This window comes from Pseudomonas sp. TH21, assembly GCF_016651025.1.
Classification (GTDB): domain Bacteria; phylum Pseudomonadota; class Gammaproteobacteria; order Pseudomonadales; family Pseudomonadaceae; genus Aquipseudomonas; species Aquipseudomonas aylmerensis.
The window spans coordinates 3,890,804-3,907,963 of the sequence record NZ_JAEKEQ010000001.1; the positions used below are offsets into that span (position 1 = coordinate 3,890,804).

General features: G+C 63.1%; 17 protein-coding genes. 8 read left to right on the top strand and 9 right to left on the bottom strand.

What is annotated here, in order from left to right; all coding sequences use genetic code 11:
• The first annotated feature begins 27 nt into the window (after positions 1–27).
• Positions 28–1,182 (top strand): DUF1624 domain-containing protein, encoded by a 1,155-nt coding sequence (locus JFU04_RS17045; protein WP_201145074.1) that lies wholly within the window; start codon positions 28–30, stop codon positions 1,180–1,182.
• A 492-nt stretch (positions 1,183–1,674) separates the two neighbouring features.
• Here the strand turns inward: JFU04_RS17045 and JFU04_RS17050 are convergent, their stop codons facing one another.
• On the bottom strand, positions 1,675–2,280 hold the full coding sequence (locus JFU04_RS17050; RefSeq protein WP_065907594.1) for a LysE family translocator: 606 nt from the start codon (positions 2,278–2,280) through the stop codon (positions 1,675–1,677).
• Between the two features lie 141 nt (positions 2,281–2,421).
• On the opposite strand from JFU04_RS17050, the gene JFU04_RS17055 reads away from it, so the two are divergent.
• Positions 2,422–4,065, top strand: a complete 1,644-nt coding sequence (locus JFU04_RS17055) for a sensor domain-containing diguanylate cyclase (RefSeq protein ID WP_201145075.1) — start codon at positions 2,422–2,424, stop codon at positions 4,063–4,065.
• 84 nt (positions 4,066–4,149) lie between these two features.
• On the opposite strand, the gene JFU04_RS17060 is transcribed toward JFU04_RS17055, so the two are convergent.
• From JFU04_RS17060 to JFU04_RS17090, 7 genes are all read right to left on the bottom strand, one after another.
• Positions 4,150–4,986, bottom strand: coding sequence for a phosphodiesterase (locus JFU04_RS17060; protein ID WP_120448917.1), 837 nt, complete (start codon positions 4,984–4,986; stop codon positions 4,150–4,152).
• 6 nt (positions 4,987–4,992) lie between these two features.
• Entirely contained in the window at positions 4,993–6,024 is a 1,032-nt protein-coding gene (locus JFU04_RS17065; protein WP_201145077.1) for an ABC transporter ATP-binding protein, read from the bottom strand.
• Entirely contained in the window at positions 6,021–6,815 is a 795-nt protein-coding gene (locus JFU04_RS17070) for an ABC transporter permease subunit (RefSeq protein WP_201145079.1), read from the bottom strand. The genes JFU04_RS17065 and JFU04_RS17070 overlap by 4 nt, the downstream gene beginning before the upstream one ends.
• Positions 6,812–7,630 (bottom strand): ABC transporter permease, encoded by an 819-nt coding sequence (locus JFU04_RS17075; RefSeq protein ID WP_120448920.1) that lies wholly within the window; start codon positions 7,628–7,630, stop codon positions 6,812–6,814. The genes JFU04_RS17070 and JFU04_RS17075 overlap by 4 nt, the downstream gene beginning before the upstream one ends.
• Complete coding sequence (locus JFU04_RS17080; RefSeq protein WP_201145081.1) at positions 7,631–8,635, bottom strand: ABC transporter substrate-binding protein; 1,005 nt, start codon at positions 8,633–8,635, stop codon at positions 7,631–7,633.
• On the bottom strand, positions 8,619–9,638 hold the full coding sequence (locus JFU04_RS17085; RefSeq protein ID WP_201145083.1) for a LacI family DNA-binding transcriptional regulator: 1,020 nt from the start codon (positions 9,636–9,638) through the stop codon (positions 8,619–8,621). The genes JFU04_RS17080 and JFU04_RS17085 overlap by 17 nt, the downstream gene beginning before the upstream one ends.
• Positions 9,639–9,759: 121 nt before the next feature.
• Entirely contained in the window at positions 9,760–9,930 is a 171-nt protein-coding gene (locus tag JFU04_RS17090; RefSeq protein WP_201145085.1) for a hypothetical protein, read from the bottom strand.
• A 185-nt stretch (positions 9,931–10,115) separates the two neighbouring features.
• Here JFU04_RS17090 and JFU04_RS17095 point away from each other — a divergent pair, with 185 nt between their 5' ends.
• Positions 10,116–11,213: a carboxynorspermidine decarboxylase gene (locus tag JFU04_RS17095; RefSeq protein WP_106803504.1), complete on the top strand. Its 1,098-nt coding sequence runs from the start codon at positions 10,116–10,118 to the stop codon at positions 11,211–11,213.
• Between the two features lie 28 nt (positions 11,214–11,241).
• Complete coding sequence (locus JFU04_RS17100; RefSeq protein WP_065907580.1) at positions 11,242–12,486, top strand: saccharopine dehydrogenase family protein; 1,245 nt, start codon at positions 11,242–11,244, stop codon at positions 12,484–12,486.
• 208 nt (positions 12,487–12,694) lie between these two features.
• Here JFU04_RS17100 and JFU04_RS17105 read toward each other — a convergent pair whose 3' ends face one another.
• Positions 12,695–13,474, bottom strand: a complete 780-nt coding sequence (locus JFU04_RS17105) for an IclR family transcriptional regulator (protein WP_065907576.1) — start codon at positions 13,472–13,474, stop codon at positions 12,695–12,697.
• A 215-nt stretch (positions 13,475–13,689) separates the two neighbouring features.
• Between JFU04_RS17105 and JFU04_RS17110 the strand changes: the two genes are divergently transcribed.
• The 4 genes from JFU04_RS17110 to JFU04_RS17125 are packed head-to-tail and all read left to right on the top strand — an operon-like array spanning position 13,690 to position 17,151.
• Positions 13,690–14,472, top strand: a complete 783-nt coding sequence (locus JFU04_RS17110) for an ABC transporter substrate-binding protein (RefSeq protein ID WP_065907574.1) — start codon at positions 13,690–13,692, stop codon at positions 14,470–14,472.
• Positions 14,469–15,137 (top strand): amino acid ABC transporter permease, encoded by a 669-nt coding sequence (locus JFU04_RS17115; RefSeq protein WP_201145087.1) that lies wholly within the window; start codon positions 14,469–14,471, stop codon positions 15,135–15,137. Before JFU04_RS17110 ends, JFU04_RS17115 begins: the two co-directional genes overlap by 4 nt.
• Complete coding sequence (locus tag JFU04_RS17120) at positions 15,134–15,886, top strand: amino acid ABC transporter ATP-binding protein (RefSeq protein ID WP_065907571.1); 753 nt, start codon at positions 15,134–15,136, stop codon at positions 15,884–15,886. Before JFU04_RS17115 ends, JFU04_RS17120 begins: the two co-directional genes overlap by 4 nt.
• Positions 15,883–17,151, top strand: coding sequence for an NAD(P)/FAD-dependent oxidoreductase (locus tag JFU04_RS17125; RefSeq protein WP_201145089.1), 1,269 nt, complete (start codon positions 15,883–15,885; stop codon positions 17,149–17,151). The genes JFU04_RS17120 and JFU04_RS17125 overlap by 4 nt, the downstream gene beginning before the upstream one ends.
• The last annotated feature ends 9 nt before the right edge of the window (positions 17,152–17,160 follow it).

Below are 17,160 nucleotides of genomic sequence, written 5' to 3' on the forward strand. Positions count from 1 at the left end.
TCGCCCGCCTGCCCTGTGATGCCGCCCATGACCGACGCTGTTCCCCAACGCTCACGCCTGCTGGCCATCGACGCCCTGCGCGGCCTGGTCATCCTGTTCATGCTGCTCGACCACGTGCGCGAAACCTTCCTGCTGCACCGCCAGGTCAGCGACCCGATGAACATCGACAGCACCGAACCCGCGTTGTTTGTGAGCCGCACCCTCGCCCACCTGTGTGCACCGGTGTTTGTGCTGCTCACGGGTTTATCCGCATGGCTGTACGGCCAGAAGTACCAGGGCCGGCGCGATGTGTCGGCGTTCCTGTTCAAGCGCGGGCTGTTCCTGGTGGTGCTGGAGTTCACCCTGGTCAACTTCGCGTGGACCTTCCAACTGCCGCCCAGCGTGATCTATATGCAAGTGATCTGGGCCATCGGCGTGAGCATGCTCGCCCTCGCCGCACTGGTGTGGCTGCCGCGTCCGTTGCTGATCGCGGTGGCCCTGGTGATCATCGCCGGGCACAACCTGCTCGATGGCCTGCACTTCACGCCGGGGTCGGCGCTGCAAAACGCCTGGGCGATTCTGCATGAGCGCGGTTGGATCGAGGTTGGCGACGCGTTGCGCCTGCGGATCACGTATCCGGTTCTGCCGTGGATCGGCGTGATTGCCCTCGGCTACGGCCTCGGCCCGTGGTTCGCGAATACCCTGCAGCCGGCGCTGCGCCAGCGCTACCTGTTGCTGAGCGGTGTGGCGGCGTTGCTGGGATTCGTAGTGGCGCGCGCGGCCAATGGCTATGGCGAGAAACCCTGGCAGGCCTATGACGACGGTGTGCGGACGCTGATGAGCTTTTTCAACGTCACCAAGTACCCGCCTTCGCTATTGTTTCTGGCGCTGACCCTGGAGCTCGGGTTGCTGCTGTTACTGGCGTTTGAACGTGCCGGACAAAAACGCTGGATCGGCGTCCTCGCCACCTTCGGCGCGGCGCCGATGTTCTTCTACTTGCTGCATCTTTATGTGCTGAAAATGCTCTATGTCCTCGGTGTGGCGCTGTTCGGGCTCAACCAGGGCAGCTATTTCGGCGCAGACAGCATCGGCGCCATCTGGCTGGTCGCGTTAGTGCTGCCTGTGGCGTTGTACGTGCCAGTGCGTTGGTTCGCCAGACTGAAAGCCCGGCGGCGGGATTTGGCTTGGCTCAAGTACCTTTGACTCAACACGGCCGAGTGTAGGAGCTGGCCGGACTCCAATACATCTGACCCAACACGAACTAATGTGGGAGCTGGCTTGCCTGCGAAGGCGGTGGGTCAGCACCAGATGCATCCACTGACACGCCGCTTTCGCAGGCAAGCCAGCTCCCACATTTTTGACCCCATTCAGCCAGCCAGATGTGTGGTGGACGCACACAGGCCACCACGCCCCGACCTGGCCGGACTCAAATACCTCTGACTCAACACAGCCTAATGTGGGAGCTGGCTTGCCTGCGAAAGGGGTGGGTCAGCACCAGATGTATTCACTGACACGCCGCTTTCGCAGGCAAGCCAGCTCCCACATTTTTGATCGCGCCCAGTCAGTCAGGTATGCAGTTGACGCACACAAGCCAAGCCCCCCGACCCGGCCGAACTCAAATACCTATGACTCAACACAGCCTAATGTGGGAGCTGGCTTGCCTGCGAAGGCGGTGGGTCAGTACCAGATGTATTCTCACGTTGAAACCAAATGCACATAGAACGCGTGAAACATGAAATACGCGCACACCGCCAGCGCCACGCCCATGCTCCGGTTGAACAGCGTGAAGGCCGACGCCCCATTGATGCGCCGCCCCAGCACCGCGCCCAGCAGCGCATACACCCACGGCGCACCAAACGCCCCGAACGCCAGCAATGCCGAGACCCCGGCGATGGATGCCCCGGTAATGTGCGCCGCCGGCAACATCACACTGGTGATCGGCAACACTGCCATGATGCCCTTCGGGTTGAGCAACTGGATCACCAGGCCATTCCAGAACGTGAGGGTCCTGGTCGCAGGGTTTGCGGACTCTTCAACTTCGGTGCGCGCGTTGAACACCTGATAGGCGAGGTACAACGTGTACACCCCGCCAATCAACGAGATGTACGGCAGCACCGCCGGGGAAATGAGCGCTTCGCCGGTGTAGCCAAACAGCACGAACAACAACAGCATCGCGCAACCAACGCCGATGAAAAACCCGGTAGAGCGCCGGAACTGGCCGGTGAGCCCGGCATTCAGGCCCATGAAATTCACCGGACCTGGGCTGTACATGACGCTGAAGGCGTAGAGGAAAATATCCATCGGGAACCTGCAATAGAAGAAGTGAAGCGAGTCTACTGAGCCGCCCTGGCGTGCTTCTTGAACGTTTGTGGTCCCAAGTGCTGGCACGCTCTGTGGTATTACGCCTACCCTGTAATAACGCCCAGTCGACGAAAGCCCCCCATGATCAAAGCCAGTCTGCGTAGTCACCTGACCCTGTGGTTTGCCGGTTTGTCGTTACTCACGTTATTGAGCGTGGGGGTCTATGTCGGCCATATCGCCACCGAACAGATGAAACAGGCCAGCGGCAACGCCCTGTTGAGCACGGCCCGCTCGACGGCGGCGCTGCTGGCGGTGCAATTGCGTGAACGCCAGTTGGAAGTTTCGCTGCTGAGCAAGGCGCCGATCATGCGCAAGGGCGACCTGGACGCGCCGGACATCCTGACCTTGATGGAGCTGCGCACCCAGTCGCGCGCCGAATACGCTTGGATGGGCGTGGCCGACGCCAACGGTCAAGTGCGCCAGGCGGTCAACGGGTTGTTGGTCAATCAGTCGGTGCAGCAGCGCCCGTGGTTCCAGGCCGGCATGCGCGGCGAGTACACCGGTGATCCTCACGAGGCGGTGCTGCTGGCCAAGCTGTTGCCGGGTTCGCCGAGTGGCGAGCCGTTGCGCTTTATCGACTTTGCCGCGCCGATTCGCAACGCACAAGGCGAAACCATCGGCGTGCTGGGCGCTCATGCGCACTGGCGCTGGGTCACACAAATCGTCGATTCGGCCGTGATGCAAAAAGATGCGATCCCCCAGATCGAGGCGCTGATCGTCGACTTCGATGGCAAGGTGCTCTACCCGGAGTTGCTGGCCGGCGAGCAAATGCCGCAAGACCAGTTGCGCAGCGCGTCCGGCTGGTCGACCGGCAATGGCTACGTCACCGCCTCCATCGCCGTGCCGAGCCCGTCCAACGCGAAAATGACCTGGTACATCATGGTGCGCCAACCGCTGGATGTAGCGCTGGAACCGGCGCGCACCCTGCTCTACAAATTGCTGGTGCTGGGCTTGCTGGCTGCGGTCGTGTTTGTGCTCGCCGCCTACTTCCTGGCCTCCTCCCTCAGCCGCCCGATCGAGCGCCTGGCCAAATCGGCCAAACAGGTGCAGAACCACCAGCCCGGCGCGGTCTTCCCTCAGGACCACCCCGTGCTGGAAATCGCCCAACTGGGTCGCTCCCTCACCGGCATGACGCAATCATTGCTCTCCAAGGAACGCGAACTGCAAGAAGCCAACGCCTCCCTGGAAGCCACCGTGGCCCAACGCACCGCCGACCTCACCCAGGCCAACGCCGACCTGCTCAAACTGGCGACCCACGACGCCCTGACCGGCGTGTTCAACCGGCGTCGCTTCGATGAAAAACTGGCCGAGAACAGCCTGCTGTTCCAGCGCACCGGGCGTACCTTCGCGCTGCTGCTGATCGACGCCGACTACTTCAAGCGCGTCAACGACACCTACGGCCACGCCATCGGTGATGACGTGCTGTGCCAGCTCGCGGCGCTGATCGAAAACACCACCCGCGCCACCGACTTCGTCGCGCGCTACGGCGGTGAGGAGTTCGCCGTGCTGCTGCCCGAAGTCGAGGAGCCGGACAGCCCCGAAGTGGTCGCCGAAAAAATCCGCGCGGCTGTGGAAGCCGCCGTGTTCCCGACAGTCGGCCACGTGACGGTGAGCATCGGCGTCGGTGTGGCCGAACCCTCGGACCGCGACTCCCTGGCGCTGCTCAAACGCGCGGACATGCGCTTGTACGAGGCCAAGGGTTCAGGCAGAAACCGCGTGGCCTGAGCGCCGTTCTGGACCGTGGCGAGGGAGCCTGCTACCGCTGAGGTGCGCAGCAGCGCCCGCCCCCGCCATGGAAAGCCCGATGCTTCAATCAATCAACCCATTCGCGTCATAAAACGGGTACGGCCCCGGATACTCCCCGAACACGCCGTTGTGGCTGATCAACCCCTGTTGCGCATCCCAGCGATGCAGCAAGTACCCCGCCGGCTCCAGGTTGAAATGCGCCGGCGCGGTATCTTGCAAGTCCAGCACGATCTGGTGCGAAGTGCCGGGACACACGCAACTCATGCTGCCGCCGAAACGCCGCTGCATCGGCCGGTGCAGGTGCCCACACAATAGGCGCTCCACTTGCGGATGGCGGGCCACGACTGCTTCCAAAGCCGCCGCATTGATGAAGGGCTCACGGTCCATATGCCCGATGCCGCTGATAAACGGCGGGTGATGCAGGATCAGCAGCGTGGGCGCGTCGGGGCGCAGTGCCAGCTGCTCGTCGAGCCACTGCAATTGGCTGTCCAGCAACTGCCCGCCGTGGCCGCCCGGAATGGTCGAGTCGAGGCCGATCAGGCGCAGTGGATGCGCGTCCACCACCCAGTCCAGCGGCCCCTCGGCCGAGGCCGGCAAATAGGCGTGATCACGGAACGCATCGAGCATCGGCCCGCGCGCATCATGGTTGCCCGGCACCAGGTAGACCGGCATGTGCAGGCGCGCCAGTTCAGGGTGCAGCACCGCGTACTCATCCGCGCGGCCGAAGTCCACCAGGTCACCGCTGACCACCACGATATCGGGCCGTGGGTGGCTGGCGTTCAGATGATCGACGGCGCGGCGCAGCGCACCGAGGGTATCGACCACGCCATAGGTGAGGCGCTGGCCGGCTTTAAGGTGCAGATCGCTGATCTGCGCAACAACAAAGGCACGATTGGACATAAGTTCTCAGGCGTTCAAGGTGAACAACATGTGCGGTGTGACCGCCAGGGCAATCGACGCGCCCACGGCGTAGAGCTGGTTGTCGCTGCTGTCGACCAGCAACGGTTGCGGACCGCCCACATCCACCAGCAGGCGGCTTTGCGCGCCCTGGAAAAACTGCGCCAGCAGATGGCCGTGCAGGTGCCCCTCGCCGTCCATCACGCGCAGGTGTTCAGGGCGGCAGTACACCGTGCCGGGCAGGTTGGCCGCCTGCCACGGCAATTCGCCGCCGCAGACTTTCAGGCCCAGGGGCGAGGCTTCGAGCACCGAGAACGCATTCAGGTTGCCGACGAATCCGGCGACGAACGCGTTGGCCGGTTTCTGGTAGATATCCCGCGGGCTGCCCAACTGCGCCACGCGGCCGTGTTCCATTACCAGGATGCGATCACCCAGCGCCATGGCTTCACCCTGGTCGTGGGTGACGAACACCGAGGTGATCCCCAGGCCCCGCAGCAGTTGATCCAACTCGCTGCGCAGGCGCTCACGCAATTGCGCATCGAGGGCCGCCAGCGGCTCATCGAGCAACAGCACTTTCGGGCGCGGTGCCAATGCACGGGCCAGGGCCACGCGCTGGCGCTGGCCGCCGGACAACTCGTGGATGCTGCGCTTGCCGTGGTGCTGCAAGCCCACCAGTTCCAGCAACTCGTCGCAGCGCTTGTTGCGTTCGGACGCCGACACGCCGCGAATCTTCAGGCCGTAGACGATGTTGCCGGCGACATCCAGGTTGGGGAACAGCGCGTAATTCTGGAAGACCATGCCCACGTCGCGACGCTCGATGGGCAGGCGGGTCACGTCCTGGTCGCCGAACAACACCTGGCCGACATCCGGACGTTCGAGGCCGGCGATCAGGCGCAACGTGGTGGTCTTGCCGCAACCGGACGGGCCGAGAATAGCCAGGGTTTCGCCGCCTTCGACGGTCAGGTTCAAGTCATGCACGGCCACGGTGCCGTCGGCGAACGCCTTGCGACAGCCTTGCAGGCGAATAGTGATAGCAGTCATCGACGTTCTCCACGGGACAAACGCGCGCTGATGGCCTGCAGCGCAATCAACAGCGGCACGATCATCAGCAAAAAGATAAGGGTGTAGGCGCTGGCGATTTCCAGGCGCGCCGAGGCGTAGCTGTCGGCCAGGCCCACCGGCAGGGTCTTGGTCATCGGTGTGTGGAGCATCCAGGTCAGGTTGAATTCACCCAGGGACAAGGTCACCACCATCAGCACACCGGCGAGGATTCCCGCGCGGCAGTTGGGCACCACCACGCTGAAAAAGCGCTTGATCGGCCCGGCGCCCAAGCTCGCCGCCGCCTCTTCCAACAGCGGCAAGTGCTGGCGCTGCATCACCGCCATCACCGGGCGCACGAGGAACGGCAAGGTGAACAGCACATGCCCGACGAGGATGAACAACCAGCTGCTGCGGAACGTGCCGAACTGGCCGTAGGTCAGCAGCAAGGCCAGCGCACTGGCCAACCCCGGCATCGCCACCGGCAGCACCATCAACTCTTCGAAGGCACGGCTGAAGCGGTTGTTCATGCGCACCAGGGCATAGGCCGCCGGCACGCCGATCACGCAGACGCACACCGCGCACGCCAGCGCCAGTTGCAACGACAGCCACACCGTCGGCGAATAGGCTTGCCACACCTGGATCAACCAGTCGAAGGTCAAGCCACTGGACAGCCCCACAAAGAAATTGCGCGTGAGCCCGGCGAGCAATGACATCAGCACCGGCACCAACATGAAGGCGCACACCAGCAAGGTGAACAGCAGTTGAATCACAAACAGCGATGAGCGCCTCACAGGACCGTCCCCGCATTTTTCACCAGCCGGCGCGTGAGCAGCAAGACCGCCCAGGTCAGCGCACCCAGCACCACCGACAACGCGGCGGCGACGGCAAAGTTGGCGTAGTTGGTGAACACGTTGTAGATCGCCACCGGGGTCACATTCAGGCGCGTGCCCAAGGTAAACGCGGTGCCGAAGGCGCCCATGGAGGTGGCGAAGCAGATCGCCCCGCACGAGGCCAAAGCCGGCGCCAGGCCGGGCACGATCACGTCGCAGACCACGCGCCAGTGCCCTGCCCCCAGCGAATGCGCGGCTTCTTCCAGGCTGCGGTCGAGGCTTTCGCACGCGGCCATCACCGTGAGGATCACCCGTGGAATCGAGAAGTACAGGTAGCCGACAAATAGCCCGGCCAGCGAGTAGGCAAAGATCCAGCGCTCACCCGCCAGTTGCAGGCCGAGGGAGGCCAGCAGGCCCTGGCGCCCCGCCAATAGGATCACTAGGAACCCCACCACCACTCCTGGAAACGCCAAGGGAAAGGTCAGCAGCGCGACCAGGGCCGAACGCCCGAAGAACTGCTGGCGCGCGAGGAACACCCCGCTGATGCCGCCGATCAACAGCGCGACCAGTGTCACTACGACCGCCAGCACCAGCGTCTGCCCCAGGCTGCCCAGGTATTGCGCACTGCTGAGTACCTGCCAGTAACCGCTGCCGAGGCTGTCGCGGCTCTCGGCGCCGAGCAGCATCAGGTGCGCCAGCGGCAACAGCCAGAACGCGAGCAGTACCGCACAGGCCGGGGCCAGCGCCCAGGCCGCATGTTTTGCCGATGCTGCCACTTACTTGACCTCGTTCAGGTAACGGGCGGCGAAGGCTTCCTGCACGGCGGCCATTTTTTCGTAGTCGACCACGCCGGCGCGGGCGTAGTCGCTGTCGGGCAGGAATTGCGCGGCGACGTCGGCAGGCATTTTCAGCGGGCGCACCGGGCGCAGATAAGCCTTGGCCCACAGTGCCTGGCCGGCGTCGGACAGCACGAAGTCGAGGACCTTTTGCGCATTGGCGCGGTGCGGCGCGTTGGCCACCAGGCTCATCACGTAGGGCACGCTGATGCTGCCTTCCGTGGGGATCACGAAGGCCACGTTGGCGTTGTCTTTGTAGCGCGCGCGGTAGGCGTTGAAGTCGTAGTCCACCAGGATCGGCAACTCACCGGAGAGCACCCGCGCGTACGCGGTTTGCTTGGGTACGATGGGCGCGTTTTTCGCCAGTTTCTGGAAGTAGTCGATGGCCGGGGCGAAGTTGTCCAGGTCGCCGCCCATTGCGCGGTTGATCGCCACGGCAGAGACGTAACCGACGAAGGCGCTGGACGGGTCCAGGTAGCCGACCATGCCTTTGTATTCAGGCTTGAGCAAGTCGGCCCAGCTGTGCGGCACCGGCAAGCCACCGAGCGCGTCGACGTTGACCATGATGCCCAAGGTGCCGGAGTGGATCGCGAACCAGTGGCCGTCCGGGTCCTTGAGGCCGGCGGGAATCTGCTCCCAGCCCTTGGGTTTGTAGCCGTCGACCACGCCGGCCTTTTGCGCCTGCAGGCCGAAGGTCACGCCGTAATACACCACGTCCGCCACGGGGGCGGCCTTCTCGGCCACCAGTTGCGCCAGGGACTGGCCGGAGTTCTTGTTGTCGAGCGGCACCTGCACGCCGGTGTCGGCCGCGATGGCCTTGAGTTGGGTGCCCCAGTCGGCCCAGTCCGGTGGGCAGTTGTAGCAAATTGCGGTGTCGGCGGCCTGGGCCAGGCCGGCCATACCGCAGAGCAGCACGGCTGCCAGGGTTTTACGCAATGCGCGCATCGAAGCTCTCCTCATGGGGTTGAGTGCTGTCGCCCGGCCGGATATGGCAAGGCAGGCAGTGGGATATCGGGTCGTTACCGGCGATCTGCGCCAGCAGTTGATCAATCACCGTGCTGGCGAGCAGTGCGATGGGCTGCACCACGCTGCACAGGGTCGGGTGCATCTGGGTGCCGAGGGCGATGCCGTCAAAGCCCACGACCGACAGTTGCTGCGGCACCTGCCAGGCATTGCGGCGCAGTTCGGCGATCAGGCTGATGGCCAGGAAATCGTTGGAACACACCAGCGCAGTCGGCGCCTGGGGCCCTTGCAGGCAGGCTTCGATAGCGGCGAATTCGGCCTGGGTGTGGGCCTGCATTTCGATCACCGGCCGGCTGGCCAGTCCGTATTCGCTCATCGCATCGCAGTAGCCCGCATAACGCAGCCGGGCCCGGTCCGACTGCAACGCGGGCCCGGCGACCATGCTGATGCGCCGGTGACCGGCTTCCAGCAAGTAACGGGTAGCCAGGGCCATGCCCGCACGGTTGTCGACCGACACGGCGCTGTAATTGGGGTTGCCCGGTTGGTGGTAGGCGAGCACGAACGGGGTTTTTTCGCTGTTCAGGCTGCTGAGGACGGTGTTGCTTTCGGCGTCGGTCACCGTCAGCACCAGGCCGTCGACGCGCTGGCGCAGCAACTCTTCGACCACGCTGCTTTCGCGCTCGCTGTCGTAGTCCGTGGTGGCGAGCACCAGGCTGTAGCCGCGCAACCGCGCCGCACGCTCCATGGCCTGGAACTGCTCGGCGAACACCGGGTTGAGCAGGTTGGGCACCACCACGCCAATCAATTGGGTGGTTTGCAGCCGCAACTGGCGGCCGAGCAGATTGGGGCGAAAGCCCAACTCGCGGGCGGCGGCAAACACTTGCTCGCGGGTGGTCGGGCGCACCTGGTCGGGGGAAGCAAAGGTGCGGGCGGCAGTGGCACGGGATACCCCGGCCAACCGCGCAACGTCTTTCAGGTCAGTCATCGTCACTCGCTTGAGATCGATCTCATTGGCGAGGACAGTAGCGAGGGAATATGGCAGTCACATGGTGGGCAGATGACAGTTTGATGTCACCGATAACCTGCAGGAGCCAGCTTGCCGGCTCCTACAGGGGGGTGTGGAGCAATCCTTTGTCGAGTGCGATCGCCAGGAGGTCCTGTGCAGGCAGGTATCGGGAAATCGCCTGACAAGCGATGTCGAATTCTCCCGTCAATGCCTGACGAAACTCGGCCAGGCCGCCCGAAGCCTCCAGCCAGTGCAATGTCCATGCGTCCATTCTCACCTCTCGTCGCCCCAGCCTGGTTCAATCACCATGACCGTTCATCATCCTCACGAGCTGTCATATTCGCAGGCCAGATTAAAGGCGGCGCAGCAAAATCCGCCCACTAACCTTTCGATCTGATCCAAGTGCGGGCACAATGCGTGTCCTTTTTTGGCAGGCACCGCCGCAGGCTCTCAAAAATGATCAAAACGCCGTACTACCTCATCGATAAACAGAAGCTTCTGGTCAACATGCAGAAGATCGCTTACGTGCGCGAACAGTCCGGCGCCAAGGCCCTGCTGGCGCTCAAGTGCTTTGCCACCTGGTCGGTGTTCGACCTGATGCAGCAATACATGGACGGCACCACCTCGTCGTCGCTGTATGAGCTCAAGCTCGGTCGCCAGAAGTTCGAAGGCGAGGCGCACGCCTACAGCGTGGCCTGGGCCGACGATGAAATCGAAGAGATGCTGGATAACTGCGACAAGATCATCTTCAACTCGATCAGCCAGCTGCAGCGTTTTGCCGAACGCAGTGAGGGCAAGACCCGTGGCCTGCGCGTCAACCCGCAGGTGAGCAGCTCCGACTACCTGCTGGCCGACCCGGCGCGCCCGTTCAGCCGCCTGGGCGAATGGGACCCGGAGAAGATCGAAGGCGTGATCGAGCAGATCTCAGGCTTCATGTTCCACAACAACTGCGAGAACGGCGACTTCAGCCTGTTCGACAAAATGCTCGGCACCATCGAAGAACGCTTCGGCGCGCTGCTGCACAAGGTCAAGTGGGTCAGCCTCGGCGGCGGCATCCACTTCACCGGTGAAGGCTATGCGCTGGACGCGTTCTGCGCGCGCCTGAAGGCGTTCTCCGAGAAGTACGGCGTGCAGGTCTACCTGGAACCCGGCGAAGCGGCGATCACCAACAGCGCCTCGCTGGAAGTGACCGTGCTCGACACCCTCTACAACGGCAAACACCTGGCCGTGGTCGACAGCTCCATCGAAGCGCACCTGCTGGACCTGCTGATCTACCGCCTCAACGCCAAGCTGGCACCGAGCGAGGGTGAACACACCTACATGGTGTGCGGCAAATCCTGCCTGGCCGGGGACATCTTCGGCGAGTACCAATTTGATCGTCCGCTGGCCATCGGCGATCGGCTGTCGTTCATCGACACCGCGGGCTACACCATGGTCAAGAAAAACTGGTTCAACGGCCTGAAAATGCCGTCCATCGTAGTGAAACAACTCGACGGTACAGTCGAAGTGGTTCGTGAATTTGGTTACGACGACTACCTGTCCAGCCTTTCGTAAGCTGGCGGATAAAGGAGAGATAAAGCAATTGAAAAAGAACGTTCTTATCATTGGTGCAGGAGGTGTCGCCAAGGTGGTGGCCCACAAGTGCGCGCAGCACAACGACGAACTCGGTCGTATTGCTATCGCGTCGCGCAACATCTCCAAATGCCAGGCCATCATCGACAGCGTCAAGGCCAAGGGTAGCCTCAAGGTACCCGCCGACATCCAGGCCTTCGCGCTGAACGCTTTGGACGTGGAAGCGACCAAGGCCCTGATCCGCGAGACACAATCGCAGATCGTCATCAACGTGGGTTCCGCGTTCCTCAACATGTCGGTCCTGCGTGCCTGCATCGACACGGGCGTCGCATACCTCGACACCGCCATCCACGAAGAGCCGGGCAAGGTCTGCGAGACCCCGCCGTGGTACGGCAACTACGAATGGAACCACCTGGAAGAGTGCAAACAGAAGAACATCACCGCCATCCTTGGCGTGGGCTTCGACCCGGGTGTCGTCAACGCGTACGCCGCGCTGGCGCAGCAACAGCATTTCGACCGCATTGATTCGATCGACATTCTCGACGTCAATGCCGGCTCCCATGGCAAATACTTCGCCACCAATTTCGATCCGGAAATCAACTTCCGCGAATTCACCGGACAGGTGTGGAGCTGGCAGAACAGCCAGTGGACCAGCAACACCATGTTCGAAGTCAAGCGCACCGACGACCTGCCGGTAGTCGGCTCGCAGAACCTCTATCTGACCGGCCACGATGAAGTGCACTCGCTGTCGAAAAACCTCGACGTGCCCAACGTGCGGTTCTGGATGAGCTTCGGCGAACACTACATCAACGTGTTCACCGTGCTGAAAAACCTCGGCCTGCTCTCCGAAAAGCCGGTTACCACTGCCGAAGGCCTGGAAGTCGTGCCGTTGAAACTGGTCAAGGCCGTACTGCCCGACCCGTCGTCGCTGGCGCCTGGCTACACCGGCAAGACCTGCATCGGCGACCTGGTCAAGGGCACCAGGAACGGCCAGCCGCACGAGGTGTTCATCTACAACGTGGCGGATCACGAAGAAGCCTTCGCCGAGACCGACAGCCAGGGCATCTCCTACACCGCAGGCGTGCCTCCGGTCGCTGCTGCGCTGCTGGTAGCCCGTGGTGAATGGGATGTGCAACGCATGGCCAACGTCGAGGAACTGCCGGCTGAGCCGTTCCTCAAGGCGCTGGACGTGATGGGCCTGCCGACTCGGATCAAAGACGAGCACGGTGATCGGGCTTGGGATGCGATTGCCTGATAGGCGATGGCTGACCGAACAAAAAATGCGCCCCAAGGGGCGCATTTTTTGTTGGGGCCAACCCAAACCTCCAACACAATGAAAATCAAATGTGGGAGCTGGCTTGCCTGCGATAGCGGTGGGTCAGAACCGTATGGGCTAACTGACCCACCGCTATCGCAGGCAAGCCAGCTCCCACACTGATCGTGTGGTTTGTTCGATAGTTTATCTATTCAAGATTGCGCGCCGAGTTACTCAACGCCCTGGAGCACTGCAACAACGCCGGCGCCAACTGCTTCTCCGCATCCGCCCGACTCCAGCGACTGGTCGGCGCCACCACATGCACCGCCGCCACTGGCCGGCCATTCGCGCCCAGCACCGGTGCGCCGATGGTCATGTCGCCGAGGAACAGCTCCTGGGCATTGACCGCATAGCCCTGCTCACGCACCTGCTGCAACGACTCCAGGATCCTGTCGACCTCGGTCAATGTCTGGCTGGTGTGCGCAATGCGCTGGCTGTGCTCGATCAGCGCCAACGCTTCATCCGTAGGCAACGCGCTCAAATACGCGCGCCCCGACGCCGTGCAGTACATCGGCACCCGCGAGCCGATCGGCATGTGCACCGGCACAAAACCCGCGCTGACGAACCGCGCGATATAGGTCATGTCGTAGCCCGCAGGCTCGGTCAGGCAGGAGGTTTCGCCGGTCAGCCGCGTCAGTTCGGACAGGAACGGGTTGGCCACTTCGATCAGCGAATGCGCGTCCAGGTAACTGAAGCCCAACTCCAGCACGCGCGGGGTGAGTTGGTAATGCCGGGTGCGCGAGTGTTTCCGAAGGTAACCCAGGCTTTCAAGGGTAAACACCATGCGCTGGGCCGAGCTTTTGGTCATGCCGGCGGCCTCGGCCACCTCTGCAAGGCTCATGCTGCGGCGCTGGGCGCTGAATGCCTTGAGCACCGACAGGCCTTTTTCCAGGGATTGGTTGTGCAAACTGTTGCGTTCTTCGGACATGGCAGACTCGCGGTCAGGACGATCAGGCGTGGCGATATTTCTACCCTAAATCGCAAAAATAGACCACAAAATATCGCATATCGATACGACAAGTTCATTTTGTCGAATTTACGTGGCGATATTCGATTTACTCCAATCGAAATGGCACAGAGCTTGCGGTTTCATCGGCAGCCGCTTGCGCTACTGACTTTCCGTTTTCCTTTTGGAGTAACCCGATGAACAGTCTTTCGCCCGTGTTTCGCCGCCTCGCCTTCGCCGTGTGCGCCACGCTCTGCGTCAGCGCCGCGCACGCAGAAAGTGCGTCCACGTACAAAGTCGGTGCAACGGCCAGTGGTTCGCCGTTCACCTTCCTCGATATCAAGAGCAACAGCATCCAGGGGGTGATGGTCGACGTGGCTGAAGCCGTCGGCAAGGCCGGCGGCTTCACCAGCCAGATCGAACAGACCAACTTCGCCGCGCTGATCCCCTCCCTCACCTCCGGCAAGCTCGACTTCATCTCCGCCGGCATGCTCAAGACCGAAGAACGCACCAAGGTCGTCGATTTCAGCGCCCCGGTGTATGCCTACGGTGAAGGCTTGATCATCAACGCCGAGGACAACACCGCCTACCCCGACCTCACCCCGTTGAAGGACCAGGTCGTCGGCGTGCAGGCCGGCACGATCTTTTACGATCAACTGAACAAGCTCGGCATCTTCAAGGAAATCCGCACCTACGACTCGATTGGCGAGATGGTCCGCGACCTGTCCCTGGGCCGCATCAAGGCCGCCGTTGGCGACCAGCCGGTGGTGGCGTACCAGATCCGCCAGAAGCTGTTCAAAGGCGTGAAACTCGCCGCCGACTACCAACCGGTCAACGTCGGCGAGGTCTGCCTGGTAGTGCGCAAGGGCGACGCACAAACCCTCGAACGCCTGAACACTGCCATCGCCAGCATCAAGGCCGACGGCACCCTGGACAGCATCCTCAAGAAGTGGGGACTTGATACCCAGGTGCGCCCATGAACCTGGCTGAGTTCCTGCAGAACGCCCAGGATTTCCTGCCGATTCTGCTGCAGGGCGCCTGGGTGACGATCCAGATCACCGTGCTGTCGTTCCTGCTCAGCAGCGCCATCGGCCTGGTGCTGGCGTTGCTCAAGCTGTCGCCGATCCGCGCGCTGTCGTGGTCGGCGAGCACCATCATCAACGTGATCCGTGGCCTGCCGATCATCGTGCAGCTGTTCTACATCTACTTCGTCCTGCCGGACATGGGCGTGCACCTCACGGCGTTCTACGCCGGGGTGATCGGCATGGGCATCGCCTATTCGGCGTACCAGGCCGAGAACTTTCGCACCGGCATCATTGCGGTCGAACAGGGCCAGCGCGAAGCCGCCGAAGCCCTGGGCATGCGCTCGGCGTTGATGATGCGCCGGGTGATCCTGCCGCAGGCGTTTCGCATTGCCTTGCCGCCCTACGGCAACACCCTGGTGATGATGCTCAAGGACTCGTCCCTGGTGTCGACCATCACCGTCGCCGAGATGACCCGCCAGGGCCAACTGATCGCCTCGTCGACCTTCCAGAACATGACCGTCTACACCCTGGTCGCCCTGCTCTACCTGCTGATGAGCCTGCCGCTGGTGTATGGCCTGCGCCGTATGGAGCAGCACCTGGGCCGGAGGAAAAAAGCATGATCGAGATTCGTCAGCTGCAAAAACATTACGGCAGCCACCGCGTATTGCACGGCGTCGACCTCGACGTGGCCAAGGGCGAAGTGGTGTGCCTGATCGGCCCCTCGGGCTCGGGCAAATCCACCCTGCTGCGCTGCATCAATGCACTGGAAGCCTATGACGGCGGCACGATCAGCGTGTTCGGTGAAACCGTGCAGCGCGGCAGCAAGACCGTGCACGCCCTGCGCAGCCGCATGGGCATGGTGTTCCAGCGCTTCAACCTGTTCCCGCACCGCACGGTGCTGGAAAACGTGATGGAGGGCCCGGTGTACGTCAAGGGCGAGTCACCTGGGCAAGCGCGCGAGGAAGCCCTGGTGCTGCTGGAAAAAGTCGGCCTGAGTGCCAAGGCCGACGCCTACCCGGAACAACTCTCCGGCGGTCAGCAGCAGCGCGTGGCCATCGCCCGCGCCCTGGCGATGAAACCCGAAGCCATGCTGTTCGACGAACCCACCTCGGCCCTCGACCCGGAACTGGTCGGCGATGTGCTGGCGGTGATGCGCACCCTGGCCGACGAAGGCATGACCATGATCGTGGTCACCCACGAGATGGGCTTTGCCCGCGAAGTGGCCGACCGCGTGTGTTTCCTGCATGGCGGCTACATCGTCGAGAGCGGCCCGGCGGAGCAGGTGCTGGGCGACCCGCAGCACGCGCGCACCCAGGACTTTCTGCGGCGCGTGCTGCACCCCACCGGCACTGCAAGGAGCCTGTCATGAAGTCGTTGTGGTCGGCGACGGCGCCGTCCGTGCTGCCAACGCCCGCGCTGGCGGAGTCGCTGAAGGTCGACGTGGCGATTGTCGGGGCGGGCTATACCGGCCTGTCGACGGCGCTGCACTTGGCCGAGCGCGGGGTCAGTGTGTGCGTGCTGGAGGCTAACGAGCCGGGCTGGGGCGCCTCGGGGCGCAACGGCGGGCAGGTCAATCCGACACTCAAATACGACCCGGAGCAACTGGTGCAGATGTTCGGACCGGAGCGCGCCGAGCCACTGATCTCGACGGTGTCGAATTCGGCGGACCTGGTGTTCAGGTTGATCGACAAGCACGGCATTGATTGCGCGCCGGTGCGCAAGGGCTGGATGCAGGTGTCGTACACACAAAAGGGCGTGGCCGGGCTGCATGCACGCGCCGAGCAATGGGCGCGACGCGGCGTGCCGGTGCAGCGCCTGGATGCAGCAGCGGTGGCCGCGCGCATGGGCAGCGAGGCGTTCGCTGGCGGCTGGCTGGACGGCCGTGCCGGGGCGATTCAGCCGCTGGCGTATGCCCGTGGGCTGGTCGGCGCGGCGTTGGCGGCGGGTGTGCGCATTCATGGGCACAGTGCGGTGACAGGGTTGCAGCGCCAGGGCGGCGGATGGCAACTGCAGACGGCTGGCGGGGCCCAGGTCACGGCCGATCAAGTGGTGCTGGCCACCAACGGCTACAGCGGCAACCTGTGGCCGGGGATGGCGCAGAGCATCCTGGCGGCGAACAGTTTTATCGTCGCCACCAAGCCGCTGAGTGGGCGCGCGGCAGAGTGCATCCTGCCGGGACAGGAAACCGTGTCCACCGCGCAACGGCTGCTGCTGTACTATCGCAAAGACAGTCATGGACGCTTATTGATGGGCGGGCGCGGGCTGTTCAACGATCCCACATCACCGGCCGATTTTGCCCACCTGGAGCGCTCCCTGGCGCTGCTGTTTCCGCAATTGGGCCCGCTGGAATTCGAGTACCGCTGGGCCGGGCGCATCGCAATCACCCGCGACTTCATGCCCCACGTGCACCAACCCGCGCCGGGGCTCACGCTGGCGTTGGGCTGCAATGGTCGCGGCATCGCGCTGTGTACCAGCCTGGGGCAGCAATTGGCCGCACGCTTGTGCGACAGCCACGCGGAGTTCGCCTACCCGGTGACACCGTTGCAACGCTTGCCGATGCACGGGTTGCAGCGGTTCTACATTGGCGCGGGGGTGGCGTGGTACAGCCTGCTGGACCGGCTCAATATCAGCTGAATCCTATTC

What these genes read in the sequence shown, in the direction of transcription:
- JFU04_RS17045 (WP_201145074.1), top strand. Translation starts at nt 28, where the DNA reads ATGACCGACGCTGTTCCCCAACGCTCACGCCTGCTGGCCATCGACGCC.
- JFU04_RS17050 (WP_065907594.1), bottom strand. Translation starts at nt 2,280, where the DNA reads ATGGATATTTTCCTCTACGCCTTCAGCGTCATGTACAGCCCAGGTCCG.
- JFU04_RS17055 (WP_201145075.1), top strand. Translation starts at nt 2,422, where the DNA reads ATGATCAAAGCCAGTCTGCGTAGTCACCTGACCCTGTGGTTTGCCGGT.
- JFU04_RS17060 (WP_120448917.1), bottom strand. Translation starts at nt 4,986, where the DNA reads ATGTCCAATCGTGCCTTTGTTGTTGCGCAGATCAGCGATCTGCACCTT.
- JFU04_RS17065 (WP_201145077.1), bottom strand. Translation starts at nt 6,024, where the DNA reads ATGACTGCTATCACTATTCGCCTGCAAGGCTGTCGCAAGGCGTTCGCC.
- JFU04_RS17080 (WP_201145081.1), bottom strand. Translation starts at nt 8,635, where the DNA reads ATGCGCGCATTGCGTAAAACCCTGGCAGCCGTGCTGCTCTGCGGTATG.
- JFU04_RS17085 (WP_201145083.1), bottom strand. Translation starts at nt 9,638, where the DNA reads ATGACTGACCTGAAAGACGTTGCGCGGTTGGCCGGGGTATCCCGTGCC.
- JFU04_RS17090 (WP_201145085.1), bottom strand. Translation starts at nt 9,930, where the DNA reads ATGGACGCATGGACATTGCACTGGCTGGAGGCTTCGGGCGGCCTGGCC.
- JFU04_RS17095 (WP_106803504.1), top strand. Translation starts at nt 10,116, where the DNA reads ATGATCAAAACGCCGTACTACCTCATCGATAAACAGAAGCTTCTGGTC.
- JFU04_RS17105 (WP_065907576.1), bottom strand. Translation starts at nt 13,474, where the DNA reads ATGTCCGAAGAACGCAACAGTTTGCACAACCAATCCCTGGAAAAAGGC.
- JFU04_RS17110 (WP_065907574.1), top strand. Translation starts at nt 13,690, where the DNA reads ATGAACAGTCTTTCGCCCGTGTTTCGCCGCCTCGCCTTCGCCGTGTGC.
- JFU04_RS17115 (WP_201145087.1), top strand. Translation starts at nt 14,469, where the DNA reads ATGAACCTGGCTGAGTTCCTGCAGAACGCCCAGGATTTCCTGCCGATT.
- JFU04_RS17120 (WP_065907571.1), top strand. Translation starts at nt 15,134, where the DNA reads ATGATCGAGATTCGTCAGCTGCAAAAACATTACGGCAGCCACCGCGTA.
- JFU04_RS17125 (WP_201145089.1), top strand. Translation starts at nt 15,883, where the DNA reads ATGAAGTCGTTGTGGTCGGCGACGGCGCCGTCCGTGCTGCCAACGCCC.